Raw genomic sequence first — 14,616 nt, 5'->3', positions numbered from 1 at the left:
GGGTTGCCAGTACATGAAAGCGACTCTAACTTGCTTGGGAATTACCGACTAACGCCGATGAGCCACCAGATGCCGCCTAAAGGACATGACAAAAGTATCCGGCGCAGTATTCCCGGGCTGTCCAGCCTGCCACGGCCACTCTACGGCCGTACCGAATCGCTGCCCAATCGCGCACTGACCCGGCGCCACAGCCACCCGTGGGTGCAGCTGTCCTATGCAATCCAGGGCGTGCTCGAAATACAGACCGGCGTCGGGCGTTTCGTGGCCCCGCCGGAACGTGCGGTGTGGATTCCTGCGGGCATGCCGCACCGGGTGTTCAGTTCGCCGCGCACGGAAATGCGCAGCCTGTACATCGATTGCAGCGTCTCGACGTGGGCGCCACCGGGCTGTCATGTGTTGGGGGTCAGCGATTTGTTGCGCGAACTGATCCGTGCCTTCAGCCAGATTCCGGTGGAATACGATCAGAACGGCCCCCACGGTCGGTTGGCCCAGGTGATTCTGGATCAGTTGGCTGAGGCGCCACAGATCGACTTGATGCTGCCGCTGCCTCAGGACAGCCGATTGCGACAGATCGCTCAAAGCCTGGAGTCGCACCCCGAGCAACAGACCACGCTCAGTCACTGGAGCAACAAATTCGGCGTCACCGAGAAAACCCTCAGCCGCCTGTTCCTGCGCGACACCGGCCTGACCTTTCGCGCCTGGCGACAGCGCTTGCGCCTGCTTGGCGCCCTGACGCCACTGGAACAGGGCGAACGAGTGACCGACGTCGCGCTGGCCTGTGGCTACGACTCGACGTCGGCGTTTATCGCGGCCTTCCGCCAACAGTTCGGCGAAACACCGGGGGAGTTCTTCCGCTAAACCCTGCACAAGACAACCTGTAGGAGCCTGCTCGCGAAGGGGGAACACCCAGTTGAAGTCATTCCCTCTGAAACAATGTGAATCAGGGCTTTTCCGGCTACCGTGTAGGATTCTGCGACAGCTTGGCGTTTGGTGATCCTGGAGCTGGCACGTATGATGCTTCACAAACTTCCGCAGATTAGAAGCCTATGTCCCTGATAGTTCTACTGCTTCTGCCTTTCATAGGCAGCTGTTTGGCGGCCGTGTTGCCGCACAATGCACGTAACGCCGAGTCCCTGCTGGCAGGCCTGATCGCCCTTATCGGCACCCTTCAGGTCGCGCTCCTGTACCCGCAGATCGCCCATGGTGGCGTAATTCGCGAAGAGTTTTCCTGGCTGCCCAGCCTGGGCCTGAACTTCGTCCTGCGCATGGACGGTTTCGCCTGGCTGTTCTCCATGCTCGTGCTGGGCATTGGCACCCTGGTTTCGCTGTACGCCCGCTACTACATGTCACCGAACGATCCGGTGCCACGATTCTTCGCGTTTTTCCTGGCCTTCATGGGCGCCATGCTCGGGCTGGTGATCTCCGGCAACCTGATCCAGATCGTGTTTTTCTGGGAGCTGACCAGCCTCTTCTCGTTCCTGTTGATTGGCTACTGGCACCATCGCGCCGATGCCCGGCGCGGCGCCTACATGGCACTGATGGTGACCGGTGCGGGCGGTTTATGCCTGCTGGCGGGGGTCATGCTGCTTGGCCATGTGGTCGGCAGCTATGACCTGGACAAGGTCCTGGCTGCGGGCGATCTGATTCGTGCCCATGCCCTCTACCCGATTCTGTTGCCCCTGATCCTGATCGGCGCCCTGAGCAAAAGCGCGCAATTCCCCTTCCATTTCTGGCTGCCACACGCCATGGCCGCGCCGACCCCCGTGTCGGCGTACTTGCACTCGGCGACCATGGTCAAGGCCGGAGTGTTTCTGCTCGCGCGGCTATGGCCTTCGCTTTCGGGCAGTGAAGAATGGTTCTACATCGTCAGCGGCGCCGGTGCCTGCACCCTGTTGCTCGGGGCGTACTGCGCGATGTTCCAGAACGACCTCAAAGGACTGCTGGCCTACTCGACCATCAGCCACCTCGGTCTGATCACACTGTTGCTCGGCTTGAACAGCCCACTGGCAGCCGTCGCCGCGGTGTTCCATATCCTCAACCATGCGACGTTCAAGGCCTCGCTGTTCATGGCCGCCGGGATCATCGACCACGAAAGTGGCACCCGCGACATCCGCAAGCTCAGTGGCCTGTACAAGCTGATGCCGTTTACCGCCACCCTGGCCATGGTCGCCAGCGCCTCGATGGCCGGGGTACCGTTGCTCAACGGTTTCCTGTCCAAGGAAATGTTCTTCGCCGAAACCGTGTTCATCAATGCCACACGCTGGGTCGAACTGAGCTTGCCGATCGTGGCAACGATTGCCGGTACCTTCAGCGTGGCTTACTCCCTGCGTTTCACCGTGGATGTGTTCTTCGGTCCGCCCGCGACCGACCTGCCGCACACGCCCCACGAGCCACCGCGCTGGATGCGCGCGCCGGTCGAGTTGCTGGTGTTCACCTGCCTGCTGGTGGGGATCTTCCCGGCCCAGGTGGTCGGCCCGCTGCTCGCGGCGGCGGCGCAACCGGTGGTCGGCGGCACGCTGCCCGAATACAGCCTGGCCATCTGGCACGGCCTGAACGCACCGATGATCATGAGCCTGATCGCGTTGTCCTGCGGCACCGTGCTCTATCTGCTGCTGCGCAATCAATTCAAGCGCGGACGCTTCAACCGTCCGCCCGTCATCGGTCGCCTGGACGGCAAGCACCTGTTCGAATACGCACTGGTCGCCACCATGCGCCTGGCCCGTCGCCTGGAGTCGCGGATTGGTACCAGGCGCCTGCAAATGCAGTTGTTCCTGGTGGTGCTTGCCGCCGTGCTGGCCGGGTTGATTCCCATGCTGCACAGCAGCCTTCACTGGGGTGACCGGCCGAAAATCCCCGGATCGATCGTCTTCGTCACCCTGTGGTTGCTGGCCATTGCCTGCGCCCTTGGTGCGGCCTACCAGGCCAAGTATCACCGGCTCGCGGCCCTGACCATGGTCAGCGTCTGCGGCTTGATGACCTGCGTCACCTTCGTCTGGTTTTCGGCGCCGGACCTGGCCCTGACCCAACTGGCGGTCGAAGTGGTGACCACGGTGCTGATCCTGCTAGGCCTGCGCTGGCTGCCACGACGGATCGAGGAGGTTTCGCCGCTGCCAGGCAGCCTGCGCCGGGCGCGGGTGCGGCGTATCCGCGATTTGCTGCTGTCGACTTCGGTCGGTGTCGGCATGGCGTTGTTGGCCTACGCCATGCTGACGCGCCAGACCCCCAACGACATTTCCTCCTTCTACCTGAGTCGCGCCTTGCCCGAAGGCGGCGGCAGCAACGTGGTCAACGTGATGCTGGTGGACTTCCGTGGCTTCGATACCCTCGGTGAAATCACCGTGCTGGTGGCCGTGGCCCTGACCGTGTACGCCCTGCTGCGCCGCTTCCGTCCGCCGAAAGAAAGCCTGCAACTGCCGGCCCAGCAACGCCTGCTCGCACCGGATGTGGTCACCGACCTGGTCAACCCGCGTCACGCCAGCGACACCGCGCTCGGCTTCATGATGGTGCCGGCGGTGCTGGTGCGCCTGCTGTTGCCGGTGGCGCTGGTGGTGTCGTTTTATCTGTTCATGCGTGGGCACAATCAGCCGGGCGGCGGTTTTGTCGCCGGACTGGTGATGTCGGTGGCGTTCATCCTGCAATACATGGTCGCCGGCACGCAGTGGGTCGAGGCGCAAATGAGCCTGCGGCCACTGCGCTGGATGGGCACAGGGCTACTGTTCGCCACGGCCACCGGCCTGGGTGCCATGGTGGTCGGCTATCCGTTCCTGACCACCCACACCTGGCATTTCTCGTTGCCGCTGCTGGGTGACATTCACTTGGCCAGCGCGCTGTTCTTCGACATCGGGGTGTACGGCGTGGTGGTCGGCTCGACCCTGTTGATCCTCACCGCCCTCGCCCACCAATCGGTGCGGGGTCACAAAACCGCTGCCCAGCCCAAATCCGTTACCGCCAAGGAAACCGTCTGATGGAAGAAGTCATCGCAATCGCCATCGGTGTATTGGCCGCGTCCGGCGTCTGGCTGATCCTGCGCCCACGGACGTTCCAGGTGGTCATGGGCCTGTGCCTGTTGTCCTACGGGGTCAATCTGTTCATTTTCAGCATGGGCAGCCTGTTCATCGGCAAGGAACCGATCATCAAGGACGGCATACCTCAGGACCTGCTGCATTACACCGACCCGTTGCCGCAGGCACTGGTGCTGACGGCGATCGTCATCAGCTTCGCCATGACCGCGCTGTTTCTGGTGGTGCTGCTGGCCTCCCGGGGCCTGACCGGCACCGACCATGTGGATGGCCGGGAGCCCAGGGAATGATGACGATGACCCACCTGATCGTCGCGCCCATTCTGCTGCCGCTGCTGACCGCCGCGATCATGCTGATGCTTGGCGAGAAGCACCGGCCGCTCAAGGCAAGGATCAACCTGTTCTCCAGCCTGCTCGGGCTGGGCATGGCCGTGGCGTTGTTGCAATGGACGCAAACCACCGGTGTGCCCGGCTCCATCGGCGTGTACCTGCCAAGCAACTGGCAAGTGCCGTTCGGCCTGGTGCTGGTGGTCGATCGCCTGTCGGCGCTGATGCTGGTGCTGACCGGCATCATCGGCGTCAGTGCCCTGCTGTTCGCCATGGCCCGCTGGGACAGCGCCGGTTCGAGTTTTCACGCACTGTTCCAGATCCAGTTGATGGGCCTGTACGGCGCGTTCCTCACCGCGGACCTGTTCAACCTGTTCGTGTTCTTCGAGGTGCTGCTGGCCGCGTCCTACGGCTTGATGCTCCACGGATCGGGCCGGGCACGGGTGTCGTCGGGGCTGCATTACATCTCGATCAACCTGTTGGCCTCGTCGCTGTTCCTGATCGGCGCGGCGCTGATCTATGGCGTCACCGGCACGCTGAACATGGCCGACCTGGCGGTAAAAATCCCGCTGGTGCCCGCAGCCGATCGGGGTTTGCTACACGCTGGCGCCGGGATTCTGGCCATCGCGTTTCTGGCCAAGGCCGGCATGTGGCCACTGAACTTCTGGCTGGTACCGGCCTATTCATCGGCCAGCGCGCCGGTGGCGGCGATGTTCGCGATCATGACCAAGGTGGGCGTCTACACCTTGCTGCGCCTGTGGACGCTGCTGTTCTCCGCCGAAGCCGGGGCATCGGCGTTCTTTGGTGGCGAGTGGCTGATCTACGGCGGCATGGCGACCATCGTCTGCGCCGCCATCGCGATACTCGCCGCGCAACGCCTGGAGCGCATGGCCAGCCTGAGCATTCTGGTGTCGGCGGGCATTCTGTTGTCGACCATCGGTTTCGCCCAGCCGAACCTGGTTGGCGCCGCGCTGTTCTATCTGTTCAGCTCGACCCTGGCGTTGAGCGCACTGTTCCTGCTGGCCGAACTGATCGAGCGCTCGCGCTCGGCCAACGAAGTCCTGCTCGAAGACGAAACCGAACTGCTGCCCCGCCCACTGGAATCCCTGCATCCGCCCAAAGGCACCAACCTCGACGACGAACAGAAGGCCGTGGTCGGCCAGGTGATTCCCTGGACCATGGCGTTTCTCGGCCTGAGTTTCATCGCCTGTGCCTTGCTGATCATCGGCATGCCGCCGCTCTCCGGGTTTATTGGCAAACTCGGGTTGATCGGCGCCTTGCTCAATCCGCTGGGTCTGGGCAACAGCGGCGACGCACCGATTTCCAGCGCCGCGTGGGGTCTGTTGGTGTTGTTGATTTTGTCGGGGCTGGCATCGTTGATCGCGTTCTCGCGCTTGGGCGTCCAGCGCTTCTGGACGCCGGCGGAACGACCATCGCCCCTGCTGCGACGCTTCGAATGCGTGCCGATCTTCGCGCTGCTGGGCTTGAGTATTGCGCTGACCTTCAAGGCAGATCCGCTGCTGCGCTATACCCAGGCCGCCGCCGACGCCTTGTACAACCCGCAGCAATACCTGATGGCCGTGCTCGACACGCGCGTCGTACCGAACCCGACGTTCAAGGCTGCCCCGCAGGAGGTGCAACCATGAAACGTCTGTTTCCTGCACCATTGCTATCGCTGGCCCTGTGCCTGCTGTGGCTGTTGCTGAACCTGTCGACAAGCCCCGGCAATCTGCTGCTGGGTGCGGCGTTGGGGTTTTGTGCGCCGCTGATGATGCGCAGGCTGCGTCCGCTGCCGGTACGCATCCGTCGCCCCGGGGTGATCCTGCGTCTGGTGTTGCTGGTCGGGCGTGATGTGCTGGTGTCCAACCTCGCGGTGGCCTGGAGCGTGCTCAATGCCGGTCGCCGCCCGCCCCGCTCGCGATTCATCAAGGTGCCGCTGGACCTGCGCGATGCCAACGGCTTGGCCGCGCTGTCGATGATCACCACGGTGGTGCCCGGTACGGTCTGGTCGGAGCTGGCGCTGGACCGCAGCATTTTGCTGTTGCACGTCTTCGACCTGGACGATGAGGCGCTGTTCATTCAGCACTTCAAGGCGACCTACGAACGTCCGTTGATGGAGATCTTCGAATGAGCCCGTTGCTGTCGAACGCGATCCTGCTGAGCCTGTTCTTCTTTTCCCTGGCGATGATCCTGACCCTGATCCGCCTGTTCAGGGGGCCGTCGGCCCAGGACCGGGTTCTGGCGCTGGACTACCTGTACATCGTCGCGATGCTGATGATGCTGGCGCTGGGTGTCCGTTATGCCAGTGACACGTACTTCGAGGCGGCGCTGCTGATAGCCCTGTTCGGTTTCGTCGGCTCGTTCGCCCTGGCGAAATTCCTGTTGCGTGGTGAGGTGATCGAATGAATGCGCCGTTGTCGATGTGGGTGGAAATCCCGGTGGCGATCCTGCTGGTGCTCGGCAGTCTGTTTGCGCTGATCGGCGCCACGGGCCTGCTGCGCATGAAGGATTACTTCCAGCGCATGCATCCACCCGCCCTGGCCTCGACGCTCGGAGCCTGGTGCGTGGCACTGGCTTCGATCATCTACTTTTCGGCGCTCAAGTCCGCGCCGGTATTGCACGCCTGGCTGATTCCAATCCTGCTGGCGATTACCGTACCGGTGACCACCTTGCTGCTGGCCCGGGCGGCGCTGTTTCGCAAACGCATGGCCGGGGATGATGTGCCGGCCGAGGTGAGCAGCCGTCGGACCGAGAGCGGCAGCTAGACAGTTGCTCCCACAAGGACAGCGCTGAACCTGTGGGAGCGGGCTTGCCCGCGAAAGCTATAGGCCAGCCAACACAGCAGGACCGGCCTGCCTCAAATCCAGGCCACCGCCAACAATCCAGCCCCCAGCACCACACACAATGGCGAGTAAACCCAGGTGTCCAGCCGGGCAAATTCCGAGCCTTTGACCTCTTTGAAAAAACCCACCAGCTCCGAATCGCCAATGGCCCGGGCAAACAGCAAAATCGCAATTGCGCTGATCACCCACTGCAACGACCAGTGATGCAACGGTGGCAGCCACCACCCCACCCGCCAGCACACCAGCACGGCAATCGACAGCAGTACCGCGGCCACCACCAGCGTGATCCAGCCTCGTGGCTTGAACGCCGGCCTCAGTTGTGCGCTGCCCTCCTGCGGTACGTGCGGGACCGCCGCCACCGCCGCCCACTCACCACCTAACGCCCAATAAACATGCACCAGACTGATCACGGCGAAGATCGTCACCAGCCATTGAGCCAACAACAAGGTCATGGTTCAGAGATCCTTGAAAGGGATTTGAACAGAACAGGCTAGCCGGCTTTTCCCATCTTGCGTGGGCAAGTGCAAGATCAAAAGTTCATACCGGCGGCCGCTCACATTCCGGTGGCGACTTTATCCGCCACGTCCTTGGGCAGCCAGGCCCGCCAGACGTCCGGATGAGCCTTCATGAACGCCTGCGCGGCCTGGCGCGGCGGTGTATGTTTCTCGCTCATTTCGGCCAGCGCTTTGTTCAGGGGGTCGATCGGAAAGTCGACCCTGGCGAAGAACTCGGCAATCTGCGGGTATTGTTTCTGAAAGGGGGTGGACACACCGATCGACAGCTTGGAGGCCAGGGAACGGGTCGGCTGCGGGTTGGGGTTGTCGGCGTCGGTCAAGGTCTTCCAGGCTTCGGCGTCGAACGGTGGCTCTTCGAGTTGAATCAGCTTGAAGCGGCCGAGCAACGGCGTGGGCGACCAGTAGTAAAACAACACCGGTTTGCCACGATGAATTGACGAACTGATCTCTGCATCCAGTGCGGCGCCCGAACCGCTGCGGAAGTTCACATAGCTGCCGTCCAGCCCATACGCCTTGAGCTTCTGCTTGTTGACCACTTCCGAGGTCCAACCGATAGGGCTGTTGAGGAAACGCCCCTTGCTCGGGGCTTCCGGGTCCTTGAACACGTCTTTGTAACGCGGCAGGTCGCTGACGCTGCGCAGGTCCGGCGCCAGCGGCTTGATGCCCTTGGCCGGGTCGCCCTTGATCACATATTCCGGCACCCACCAGCCTTCGGTAGCGCCCTTGACCGTGTCGCCGAGGCTGGCGACTTTGCCTTCGGCTTCCGCCTTGACCCAGACCGGGCTGCGACCGGCCCACTCTTCGCCGATGACCTGGATGTCATTGTTGGCCAGCGCGGTTTCCAGGGTGATGGTGGTGCCCGGCAAGGTATCGGTCGGCAGCCCGTAGCCCTTCTCGACAATGATACGCAGGACATCGGTAATCAGGCTGCCGCTTTCCCAGTTCAGGTCGGCGAAGTGGATCGGTGCCTGGGCGGCCAACGCCGGGGCCGGTGTCGCCAGCAAACCGAAAGTGGCCAGGACAGCAGCCAGCAACCGTCGAAATCCGTTCATGCTTTTGCACCTCGTGCTGTTCACAGCAATAGCAGGATGGCCTGGCAGCAGACCGCAAAGCCTCTGAATACTCAGTTCATTGACTGTAGTAGAGGTTCCCGCTTTCGAGGTGCGTGGATCAGTTTTCGGAAGTTTCCTGCAAACGCATCAGCTCTCGCCTGACCATGCTGGCGTATTCCGCCGGTTGCAGTTGGTAAAGCTGTGACGCCACCCAATTCAGCCAGGCTCCTTGCAGAATGGTCTTCTGCCCAAACAGCCGTTGCGCGTCGTCTTGCGCGCTGGCCAGGTTCTGCTCGTGGAAATCGGCGCGGGTCTGGGTCATCACTCGCTGGCCTTGAAGGTCACCAGCTCGCCCTTGCGCCACTTGGCCGCTTTGGCGGTCACGGCTTTCAGGGTCTTGGTCAGGCCTTCCTGCAACTGTTGATGGGCGGCAAACACCATCACCACGCTGTGCCCCTCCTTGAACACAATCCCCTGACCGTCGGCCGTGGTCACGAAGGCGTAATCGCCAATTCCGTAAACCGTCAGCTTGATGTCGCGGAACCTGATGTCCAGCTTGCCGCCTTCGCGACTGGGCAGCACCGAAGCGCTGAAATGATCGCCGACCTTGAGTTTGAGTCCGGGTTTGTCGTCCACCACCAGGGCTGATTCGGTGTCGATTTCGGCAATGTAAATGCCTTCAGCGTTCTGTTCGGTGATGTAAACGAAACGTGACTGAAACTGCTTGACCAGCTTTGCGCGCAAATCACCCAGCACGAACAAAGCATGCATATCGAGATTACTTACTGCCAAGGAAACATCCCCACATCTGAAAAATGGTGTCGTGCGCGAAAAATAAACGCACAGCCAAAAAAGCGGCAATGCCGAAGGTGTAGCCAAAGAACCCGGATTGATGTCCTGAATGAGTAGTGCACTCACTCATCACGAAGCTTGAGAAGACTACTGAAACGTCACTCGTGTCGTCCTGACTGGCGTTCGTCACAGGTTGAAGGAAAACTCCCCCTCCTGCTGCCAGAAAATCATGGACTATCAACTTCTGGGAAAAATCTCATCAAGAAAAAAATCTTTTCCTACATATCGTGCGCAAAAAATTGCTTTAGATAAACATCATTCACCCACCAGTGAGGGTGATTCTAGAGCAGCGATGCTCTTGGAGACTAGCCAAAACGACGTACATACGTCGGTAAAACAATGAAAAGGACTTCATATGTGCATGCTGACCCACTTTGCCTATCCCTTGGTGCCCGACTCAGAAACCGCGCCGATCTCGCACCCGGCTCTGTTGCGCCGCCACGAACCGCTTCCCGATGTCCCGACCCGCCCGCGATTTCAGGTGGTGATGGCGGGCATTGCCTTCTTTCATATCAAGGAAATTTCTACAGGCTACGTAAGAGGTTTCCGAGCCAATCATAACGAAGCCTGCGCTCTCACCCGGTTTCTGGAGTCACACAGTTGACATGCCCACCGAGCTCCTTTCCATAGACGTTTGGTCTGCCCGTCGACTTATCCCAGCCGTCGACGGGCAACTACTGCCGTACTGCCCGCCCAATAAAACGGATCCGCAAAAATCGGGTCACGTTGACAACAATGTATTTCCGGGGGAAGTCTGTAACGTGACGGAATTTGATATCGGCGAGTTTTTTATCCGGGGTGAAGCCAGAAAAATCGACGGTGAGTTCCAGGCCGTGATTGTCATGCGCGCCAAACCACCGCTAAAGACCGCGACGTATCACCAGGTCGAAAAGGATTGCTGGTTCAAAACCCCGGATGTCGCCGCCATTGCGGCCCAGGAATCAGCCAGGGAACTGAAGGCGGCGGTCGATGCAGGGGCACTGAAAGCCTGACTCTCGGGTTGGCGGTCTATGCTCACTGTTGCGCTTGAAAGTGGTGATCGAACTCCACCCGTGCGGCGCCCTCGAAGCCAGGGTACCGCGCGTTGCCTCTCGACCCGACTGATGACCTGCAAGGAGATGAAGATGGAATCACCGACACACGACTTGAAAGGCCTGTTCGACCAGCTCGGCCTGGACTCCAGCCAGAAAGCGATCGACGACTTCATTGCCGGCCATTCCCTGCCTGACGACAAGAAACTCATTGACGCCGAGTTCTGGTCACCGCAACAGGCCGGCTTCCTCAAGGAACAATTACGCGAAGACGCCGACTGGGCGCGGGTGGTCGACGACTTGAACCTGCGCATGCACCAGACGCACTGACCATCTCAATGCAGGCTGCCAAGTCTTTCGGCGCTCAATTGCGCCACCCAGGCAGCCCTGCACTCTTCCGCTTCGTCGCGACTGGAGAACGCCGTGCCCCGGCGCTCGCCATTGAGCAATACCACCCAGCACACCTTGCGTCCCATGGAGCGCAGATTGGCAGGTACACCGCTACCGATCATGACCGCGACATCAACTTTGCCTTGCATGCTGACCTCTCGAACTTCATTAGCAACCTAATTAATAGGTATGTTAATTAGTCTTTTGCCGAGGAAACAGCAAAATACTGCACAGGTTAATTGCAAAATGTGTAACAGTCGCCTGGCAGCCGGGGTTCCTAGCGCGGTTGTTCCGGTTTGTAGCCCAGGCGCAAACCGCCCCAATGCCGGCCCTTGAGCATGATCGGCACAGAAAGATCGTGCATCAACTCTCCGGTGTCGCGGGTATAGGTTTGCAGCAGCACGGCCTTCTGATGACTGCCACAGCGAATCCCGGTGCGGTCGGCGAACTTGCGCTTGGTCCGGTTCTGCAAGGCATCGATCTGCGCGTCGCCCGTCAGCGGCTGGCTGAACGCATGGTTGTGGGTCGGCACATACCCCTGCTGGGTGCAGGCGATGGCGAACACCAATCCTTCGTGACGCGGTAACAACGGCTCCTGGATGGTTGGCAAAACCTGATCGGCGTAGCGGTCGAAACGCGTCTGGTACTTGGCCGGACTGGTATCGGGGATGACCTGGTAATTGCGGTCGAACAAATCGTCGAGACTGATTCGACCGGTGTCGATATCCGCTTCGAAACGCGCTGCGATCTGGTTCGCGCCTTCCCGGGCCAGGTCATAGATCCGCTGGTGATAGTCATCCAGTCCCACTTCGGCAAGGCGCTCGCTGATGGTTTCGGCCTGCCCTTCCATTTGCACCGCCGCATGGGCCAGACGTTGAGTCTGCTGGTCGCTGACCGCCAGGTCGCTGCGCATCTGTTCGATGGCGTGAAACAGGCTGTCGAGCTGTTCACGGTTGGTGTCTGCCCCTTGGGCGATTTCTCCGACCTGGGACTCGACACTGGCCGCCAGACGGGCAATGTTCTCCAGGTGCTGCCCCGTCCGTTCGACCTGCCCGACGCCGGTGTCGAGGTCGCTGGACAGTTGGCGGATCTGCTCCACCACCTGCGCCGTGCGTTGCTGGATATCGGCCACCATCTCGCCAACTTCACCCGTAGCGGCCGCCGTGCGCGCGGCGAGCCCGCGAACCTCGTCGGCCACCACGGCAAACCCGCGACCGTGCTCACCCGCCCGCGCCGCTTCAATGGCGGCGTTCAACGCCAACAGATTGGTCTGGCTGGCGATGGACTGAATCACCAGGGTCACGCGCTGGATATCATCGCTGCGCAAGCTCAAGGCTTCGATCAGTTCACGGCTGTTGCTGGCGCGCTGGCTGAGCTGATGCATGCGTGCAATGGACTCGATCAGTTCCGTACGTCCGACCAAACCACTTTGATGGGCCTCACTGGCGGCACTCAGCGCCTGACGACTGAGCGTCGAGGCGGCGTGTTCGGTGGTGATCATGACCTCGGCGCTGCTGACGATCCGGGCCGCCGCCGTGAGCTGCGATTGCAGCTTTTCCGCCAGTTGTCGAACCGAAAACGCCACTCCGGCAGCCGATAGCGCGTTATGACTGGTGGTGTAGGAAAGATCGCGAGTCAACTCGCCGATGGCATCGGAGTTGCCTGTGGAAGCAGCCTCCGGGGTCGCGCGCGAACGCAGGCGAGGCAGCCAGATAATCAATACGGCCAAAGGCAGGCCAAGGTAGAGCGACCAACCGCCGAGCGCCATGCCACATAACAACAGCATCAGGGCGATGCTTTGCAGCGTCGGTGTCAACCAGCGGTTATTCAGCAACAGTACTGGTGCAGGCACTGCCGCAACCAGAGACCCGTCTCTCGTCATCATCGTCACCCCGGAAAGTTTCTAATTGTTGTCTTCGCATTAAACGCCACCATAAAGCCATTATCCATGAGCCTTTAGTCGCGAACGTTGCAGCAGATCAATAGAAGAATCGGGAAATCGAAGACAGTAGAAAACAAAGATCGCAGCCTGCGGCAGCACCTACTTCCATGTGTAGGCGTTACCGCAGGCTGCGATCTTTTCAAGGCAGCCCGGAGCAAAAGGGCTGCCTCGCAGAATCAGGCCTGACGCTGGTGCTTGTCGATTTGCTCGTGACGTTCCTGAGCTTCGATGCAGTATTTGGTGGTCGGGCTGATCAGCAGGCGCTTGAGACCAATTGGCTCGCCGCTGTCGTCGCACCAGCCGAAGCTGTCTTCCTTGATGCGTTCCAGCGCTTGTTCCAACTGAGGCAGCATGCGCTGGTCGCGATCGATCGCGTTCACCAGCCAGGTGCGCTCTTCTTCGACCGAAGCCGCGTCAGCCGGATCGGCCGGGGTGTCCAGGCTTTCGATGGCGATGCGGTTCTGTTCGATGCGCTCATGGGTTTCGACTTTCATGTTCTGCAACAGCTCGGAGAAAAAAGCATGTTGCTCGGCATTCATGTAGTCATCCGCCGGCATGGCCAGCAACTTGTCCTTTGTCATTGATATCTCTATAAAAAAACGTGCATTAAGGCGAATTAGGGAGCGTTCCGGCAGACCTGGGCAGGCCATCGGAAAGGCGCCGTTTGTTCCAAGCGCCACCCGGCACTCAATTTACGAGGGGCGGCAGTCTAAGGCCGACTTGAGGCCTCAGCAACTGAAAAGACAGCGAATTTGTCCGACAAAGCCCTGAAAATGCTCTACGGCAGGCTTTGAGGCGGTAATCGGAGTGCGTTTATAGCAAGAAATTCAATCGAGCGGCTGTATATAGAAGACAAACGGCTCGCACCGGCCATTATTCACGGTCATTTGCAGGGTTGCGAACCTCAGCTAAGGTTGTCCCTCCCTAAATGGCCATATAAAGGAAAGGACCATGAAGCTGATCGGTATGCTGGATTCGCCCTATGTAAGACGCGCCGCCATTTCTGCCAAATGCCTGGGAATCACGCTGGAACATCAGTCGGTCTCGGTGTTCCGCCACTTCGAACAATTCCGACAGATCAACCCGGTGGTCAAGGCGCCCACACTGGTGCTGGATAACGGTGAGGTGTTGATGGATTCGACACTGATCATCGACTACCTGGAAACCCTGGCTGATAACAGCCTGATGCCCGCCGAACCGGGTCAGCGCCTGCGCGCGTTGCGCCTGATTGGCCTGGCGTTGGCCGCCAGCGAAAAGTCCGTGCAGCTTTACTATGAGCGCAACCTGCGGCCGGCGGAGATTCAATTCGAACCTTGGGTGCAGCGGGTCGAAGGACAGCTGACAGCAGCCTATTGCGCGCTGGAGCGGGAGCTGGAAAAGCAGCCGCTGAAGACTGACGGTTCGATTGAGCAGGACGGTATCACCCTCGCCGTGGCCTGGAGCTTTACCAACCTGGTGGTGCCGGATCAGGTGAGTGCGGCGCAGTTCCCGCGGATCGCCGCGTTCACGGCGTATGCCGAAAGGCTTGGGGTGTTTGTCAGTACGCCGATTGACTGACAGATTCATATCGCCTGAACTGCCGTCATTGTCGGAACTCCGCCCGGAGCAAGCTCTCTCCCACAGAAATTTCTGTCATACGCGGACTT

General features: G+C 60.4%; 18 protein-coding genes. 11 read left to right on the top strand and 7 right to left on the bottom strand.

Annotated features, from left to right (window positions below; translation table 11 throughout):
- Positions 1-69 precede the first annotated feature (69 nt).
- The 7 genes from CAF65_RS01970 (at position 70) to CAF65_RS01940 (ending at position 7,110) form a co-directional block, all read left to right on the top strand.
- Positions 70-858, top strand: a complete 789-nt coding sequence (locus CAF65_RS01970; RefSeq protein WP_085714760.1) for a helix-turn-helix domain-containing protein — start codon at positions 70-72, stop codon at positions 856-858.
- A 188-nt stretch (positions 859-1,046) separates the two neighbouring features.
- Positions 1,047-3,965 carry a monovalent cation/H+ antiporter subunit A gene (locus CAF65_RS01965; RefSeq protein ID WP_085714759.1) on the top strand — a complete coding sequence of 973 codons (2,919 nt, stop codon included), beginning with the start codon at positions 1,047-1,049 and terminating at the stop codon, positions 3,963-3,965.
- Complete coding sequence (locus tag CAF65_RS01960) at positions 3,965-4,309, top strand: Na+/H+ antiporter subunit C (protein WP_008020558.1); 345 nt, start codon at positions 3,965-3,967, stop codon at positions 4,307-4,309. The genes CAF65_RS01965 and CAF65_RS01960 overlap by 1 nt, the downstream gene beginning before the upstream one ends.
- Positions 4,306-5,991, top strand: coding sequence for a monovalent cation/H+ antiporter subunit D (locus tag CAF65_RS01955; protein WP_085714758.1), 1,686 nt, complete (start codon positions 4,306-4,308; stop codon positions 5,989-5,991). The genes CAF65_RS01960 and CAF65_RS01955 overlap by 4 nt, the downstream gene beginning before the upstream one ends.
- Positions 5,988-6,476: a Na+/H+ antiporter subunit E gene (locus CAF65_RS01950; RefSeq protein ID WP_085714757.1), complete on the top strand. Its 489-nt coding sequence runs from the start codon at positions 5,988-5,990 to the stop codon at positions 6,474-6,476. Before CAF65_RS01955 ends, CAF65_RS01950 begins: the two co-directional genes overlap by 4 nt.
- On the top strand, positions 6,473-6,751 hold the full coding sequence (locus tag CAF65_RS01945) for a K+/H+ antiporter subunit F (RefSeq protein ID WP_085714756.1): 279 nt from the start codon (positions 6,473-6,475) through the stop codon (positions 6,749-6,751). Before CAF65_RS01950 ends, CAF65_RS01945 begins: the two co-directional genes overlap by 4 nt.
- Positions 6,748-7,110 carry a Na+/H+ antiporter subunit G gene (locus CAF65_RS01940; protein ID WP_085714755.1) on the top strand — a complete coding sequence of 121 codons (363 nt, stop codon included), beginning with the start codon at positions 6,748-6,750 and terminating at the stop codon, positions 7,108-7,110. Before CAF65_RS01945 ends, CAF65_RS01940 begins: the two co-directional genes overlap by 4 nt.
- A 92-nt stretch (positions 7,111-7,202) precedes the next feature.
- Here CAF65_RS01940 and CAF65_RS01935 read toward each other — a convergent pair whose 3' ends face one another.
- From CAF65_RS01935 to CAF65_RS01920, 4 genes are all read right to left on the bottom strand, one after another.
- Complete coding sequence (locus CAF65_RS01935) at positions 7,203-7,640, bottom strand: DUF3995 domain-containing protein (protein ID WP_085714754.1); 438 nt, start codon at positions 7,638-7,640, stop codon at positions 7,203-7,205.
- A 101-nt stretch (positions 7,641-7,741) separates the two neighbouring features.
- Complete coding sequence (locus CAF65_RS01930) at positions 7,742-8,755, bottom strand: ABC transporter substrate-binding protein (protein WP_085714753.1); 1,014 nt, start codon at positions 8,753-8,755, stop codon at positions 7,742-7,744.
- Positions 8,756-8,873: 118 nt separating this feature from the next.
- Entirely contained in the window at positions 8,874-9,077 is a 204-nt protein-coding gene (locus CAF65_RS01925; protein WP_085714752.1) for a hypothetical protein, read from the bottom strand.
- Entirely contained in the window at positions 9,077-9,526 is a 450-nt protein-coding gene (locus CAF65_RS01920) for a hypothetical protein (protein ID WP_172435400.1), read from the bottom strand. The genes CAF65_RS01925 and CAF65_RS01920 overlap by 1 nt, the downstream gene beginning before the upstream one ends.
- Before the next feature lie 436 nt (positions 9,527-9,962).
- On the opposite strand from CAF65_RS01920, the gene CAF65_RS01915 reads away from it, so the two are divergent.
- From CAF65_RS01915 to CAF65_RS01905, 3 genes are all read left to right on the top strand, one after another.
- Positions 9,963-10,211 carry a hypothetical protein gene (locus CAF65_RS01915; RefSeq protein ID WP_085714751.1) on the top strand — a complete coding sequence of 83 codons (249 nt, stop codon included), beginning with the start codon at positions 9,963-9,965 and terminating at the stop codon, positions 10,209-10,211.
- Positions 10,212-10,368: 157 nt separating this feature from the next.
- Positions 10,369-10,599 (top strand): hypothetical protein, encoded by a 231-nt coding sequence (locus CAF65_RS01910; RefSeq protein ID WP_085715226.1) that lies wholly within the window; start codon positions 10,369-10,371, stop codon positions 10,597-10,599.
- 132 nt (positions 10,600-10,731) lie between these two features.
- Positions 10,732-10,968 (top strand): DUF2789 domain-containing protein, encoded by a 237-nt coding sequence (locus CAF65_RS01905; protein WP_007973758.1) that lies wholly within the window; start codon positions 10,732-10,734, stop codon positions 10,966-10,968.
- A 5-nt stretch (positions 10,969-10,973) separates the two neighbouring features.
- Here the strand turns inward: CAF65_RS01905 and CAF65_RS01900 are convergent, their stop codons facing one another.
- The 3 genes from CAF65_RS01900 to CAF65_RS01890 form a co-directional block, all read right to left on the bottom strand.
- A complete protein-coding gene (locus tag CAF65_RS01900; RefSeq protein WP_085714750.1) occupies positions 10,974-11,177 on the bottom strand; it encodes a hypothetical protein in 204 nt (67 codons plus the stop codon).
- Positions 11,178-11,305: 128 nt separating this feature from the next.
- A complete protein-coding gene (locus CAF65_RS01895) occupies positions 11,306-12,529 on the bottom strand; it encodes a methyl-accepting chemotaxis protein (RefSeq protein ID WP_371918993.1) in 1,224 nt (407 codons plus the stop codon).
- A gap of 617 nt (positions 12,530-13,146) precedes the next feature.
- The gene (locus CAF65_RS01890) at positions 13,147-13,551 is read right to left on the bottom strand and encodes a TraR/DksA C4-type zinc finger protein (RefSeq protein WP_007935965.1); all 405 of its coding nucleotides are present in this window, start codon (positions 13,549-13,551) and stop codon (positions 13,147-13,149) included.
- Between the two features lie 370 nt (positions 13,552-13,921).
- On the opposite strand from CAF65_RS01890, the gene CAF65_RS01885 reads away from it, so the two are divergent.
- Positions 13,922-14,527, top strand: coding sequence for a glutathione S-transferase (locus CAF65_RS01885; protein ID WP_085714749.1), 606 nt, complete (start codon positions 13,922-13,924; stop codon positions 14,525-14,527).
- Positions 14,528-14,616: the final 89 nt, after the last annotated feature.

The organism is Pseudomonas sp. B28(2017), from assembly GCF_002113025.1.
Taxonomy (GTDB): Bacteria; Pseudomonadota; Gammaproteobacteria; order Pseudomonadales; family Pseudomonadaceae; genus Aquipseudomonas.
The sequence above is the reverse complement of the archived record's forward strand: the minus strand, read 5'-3'. Positions and strand labels throughout refer to the sequence as shown.

Excerpts from the sequence above, each read along its gene's own strand:
- CAF65_RS01925 (WP_085714752.1), bottom strand. The coding sequence starts at position 9,077 with ATGACCCAGACCCGCGCCGATTTCCACGAGCAGAACCTGGCCAGCGCG.
- CAF65_RS01955 (WP_085714758.1), top strand. The coding sequence starts at position 4,306 with ATGATGACGATGACCCACCTGATCGTCGCGCCCATTCTGCTGCCGCTG.
- CAF65_RS01900 (WP_085714750.1), bottom strand. The coding sequence starts at position 11,177 with ATGCAAGGCAAAGTTGATGTCGCGGTCATGATCGGTAGCGGTGTACCT.
- CAF65_RS01940 (WP_085714755.1), top strand. The coding sequence starts at position 6,748 with ATGAATGCGCCGTTGTCGATGTGGGTGGAAATCCCGGTGGCGATCCTG.
- CAF65_RS01930 (WP_085714753.1), bottom strand. The coding sequence starts at position 8,755 with ATGAACGGATTTCGACGGTTGCTGGCTGCTGTCCTGGCCACTTTCGGT.
- CAF65_RS01935 (WP_085714754.1), bottom strand. The coding sequence starts at position 7,640 with ATGACCTTGTTGTTGGCTCAATGGCTGGTGACGATCTTCGCCGTGATC.
- CAF65_RS01970 (WP_085714760.1), top strand. The coding sequence starts at position 70 with ATGCCGCCTAAAGGACATGACAAAAGTATCCGGCGCAGTATTCCCGGG.
- CAF65_RS01960 (WP_008020558.1), top strand. The coding sequence starts at position 3,965 with ATGGAAGAAGTCATCGCAATCGCCATCGGTGTATTGGCCGCGTCCGGC.
- CAF65_RS01885 (WP_085714749.1), top strand. The coding sequence starts at position 13,922 with ATGAAGCTGATCGGTATGCTGGATTCGCCCTATGTAAGACGCGCCGCC.
- CAF65_RS01920 (WP_172435400.1), bottom strand. The coding sequence starts at position 9,526 with ATGCATGCTTTGTTCGTGCTGGGTGATTTGCGCGCAAAGCTGGTCAAG.
- CAF65_RS01945 (WP_085714756.1), top strand. The coding sequence starts at position 6,473 with ATGAGCCCGTTGCTGTCGAACGCGATCCTGCTGAGCCTGTTCTTCTTT.
- CAF65_RS01915 (WP_085714751.1), top strand. The coding sequence starts at position 9,963 with ATGTGCATGCTGACCCACTTTGCCTATCCCTTGGTGCCCGACTCAGAA.
- CAF65_RS01905 (WP_007973758.1), top strand. The coding sequence starts at position 10,732 with ATGGAATCACCGACACACGACTTGAAAGGCCTGTTCGACCAGCTCGGC.
- CAF65_RS01895 (WP_371918993.1), bottom strand. The coding sequence starts at position 12,529 with ATGATCACCACCGAACACGCCGCCTCGACGCTCAGTCGTCAGGCGCTG.
- CAF65_RS01965 (WP_085714759.1), top strand. The coding sequence starts at position 1,047 with ATGTCCCTGATAGTTCTACTGCTTCTGCCTTTCATAGGCAGCTGTTTG.
- CAF65_RS01890 (WP_007935965.1), bottom strand. The coding sequence starts at position 13,551 with ATGACAAAGGACAAGTTGCTGGCCATGCCGGCGGATGACTACATGAAT.
- CAF65_RS01950 (WP_085714757.1), top strand. The coding sequence starts at position 5,988 with ATGAAACGTCTGTTTCCTGCACCATTGCTATCGCTGGCCCTGTGCCTG.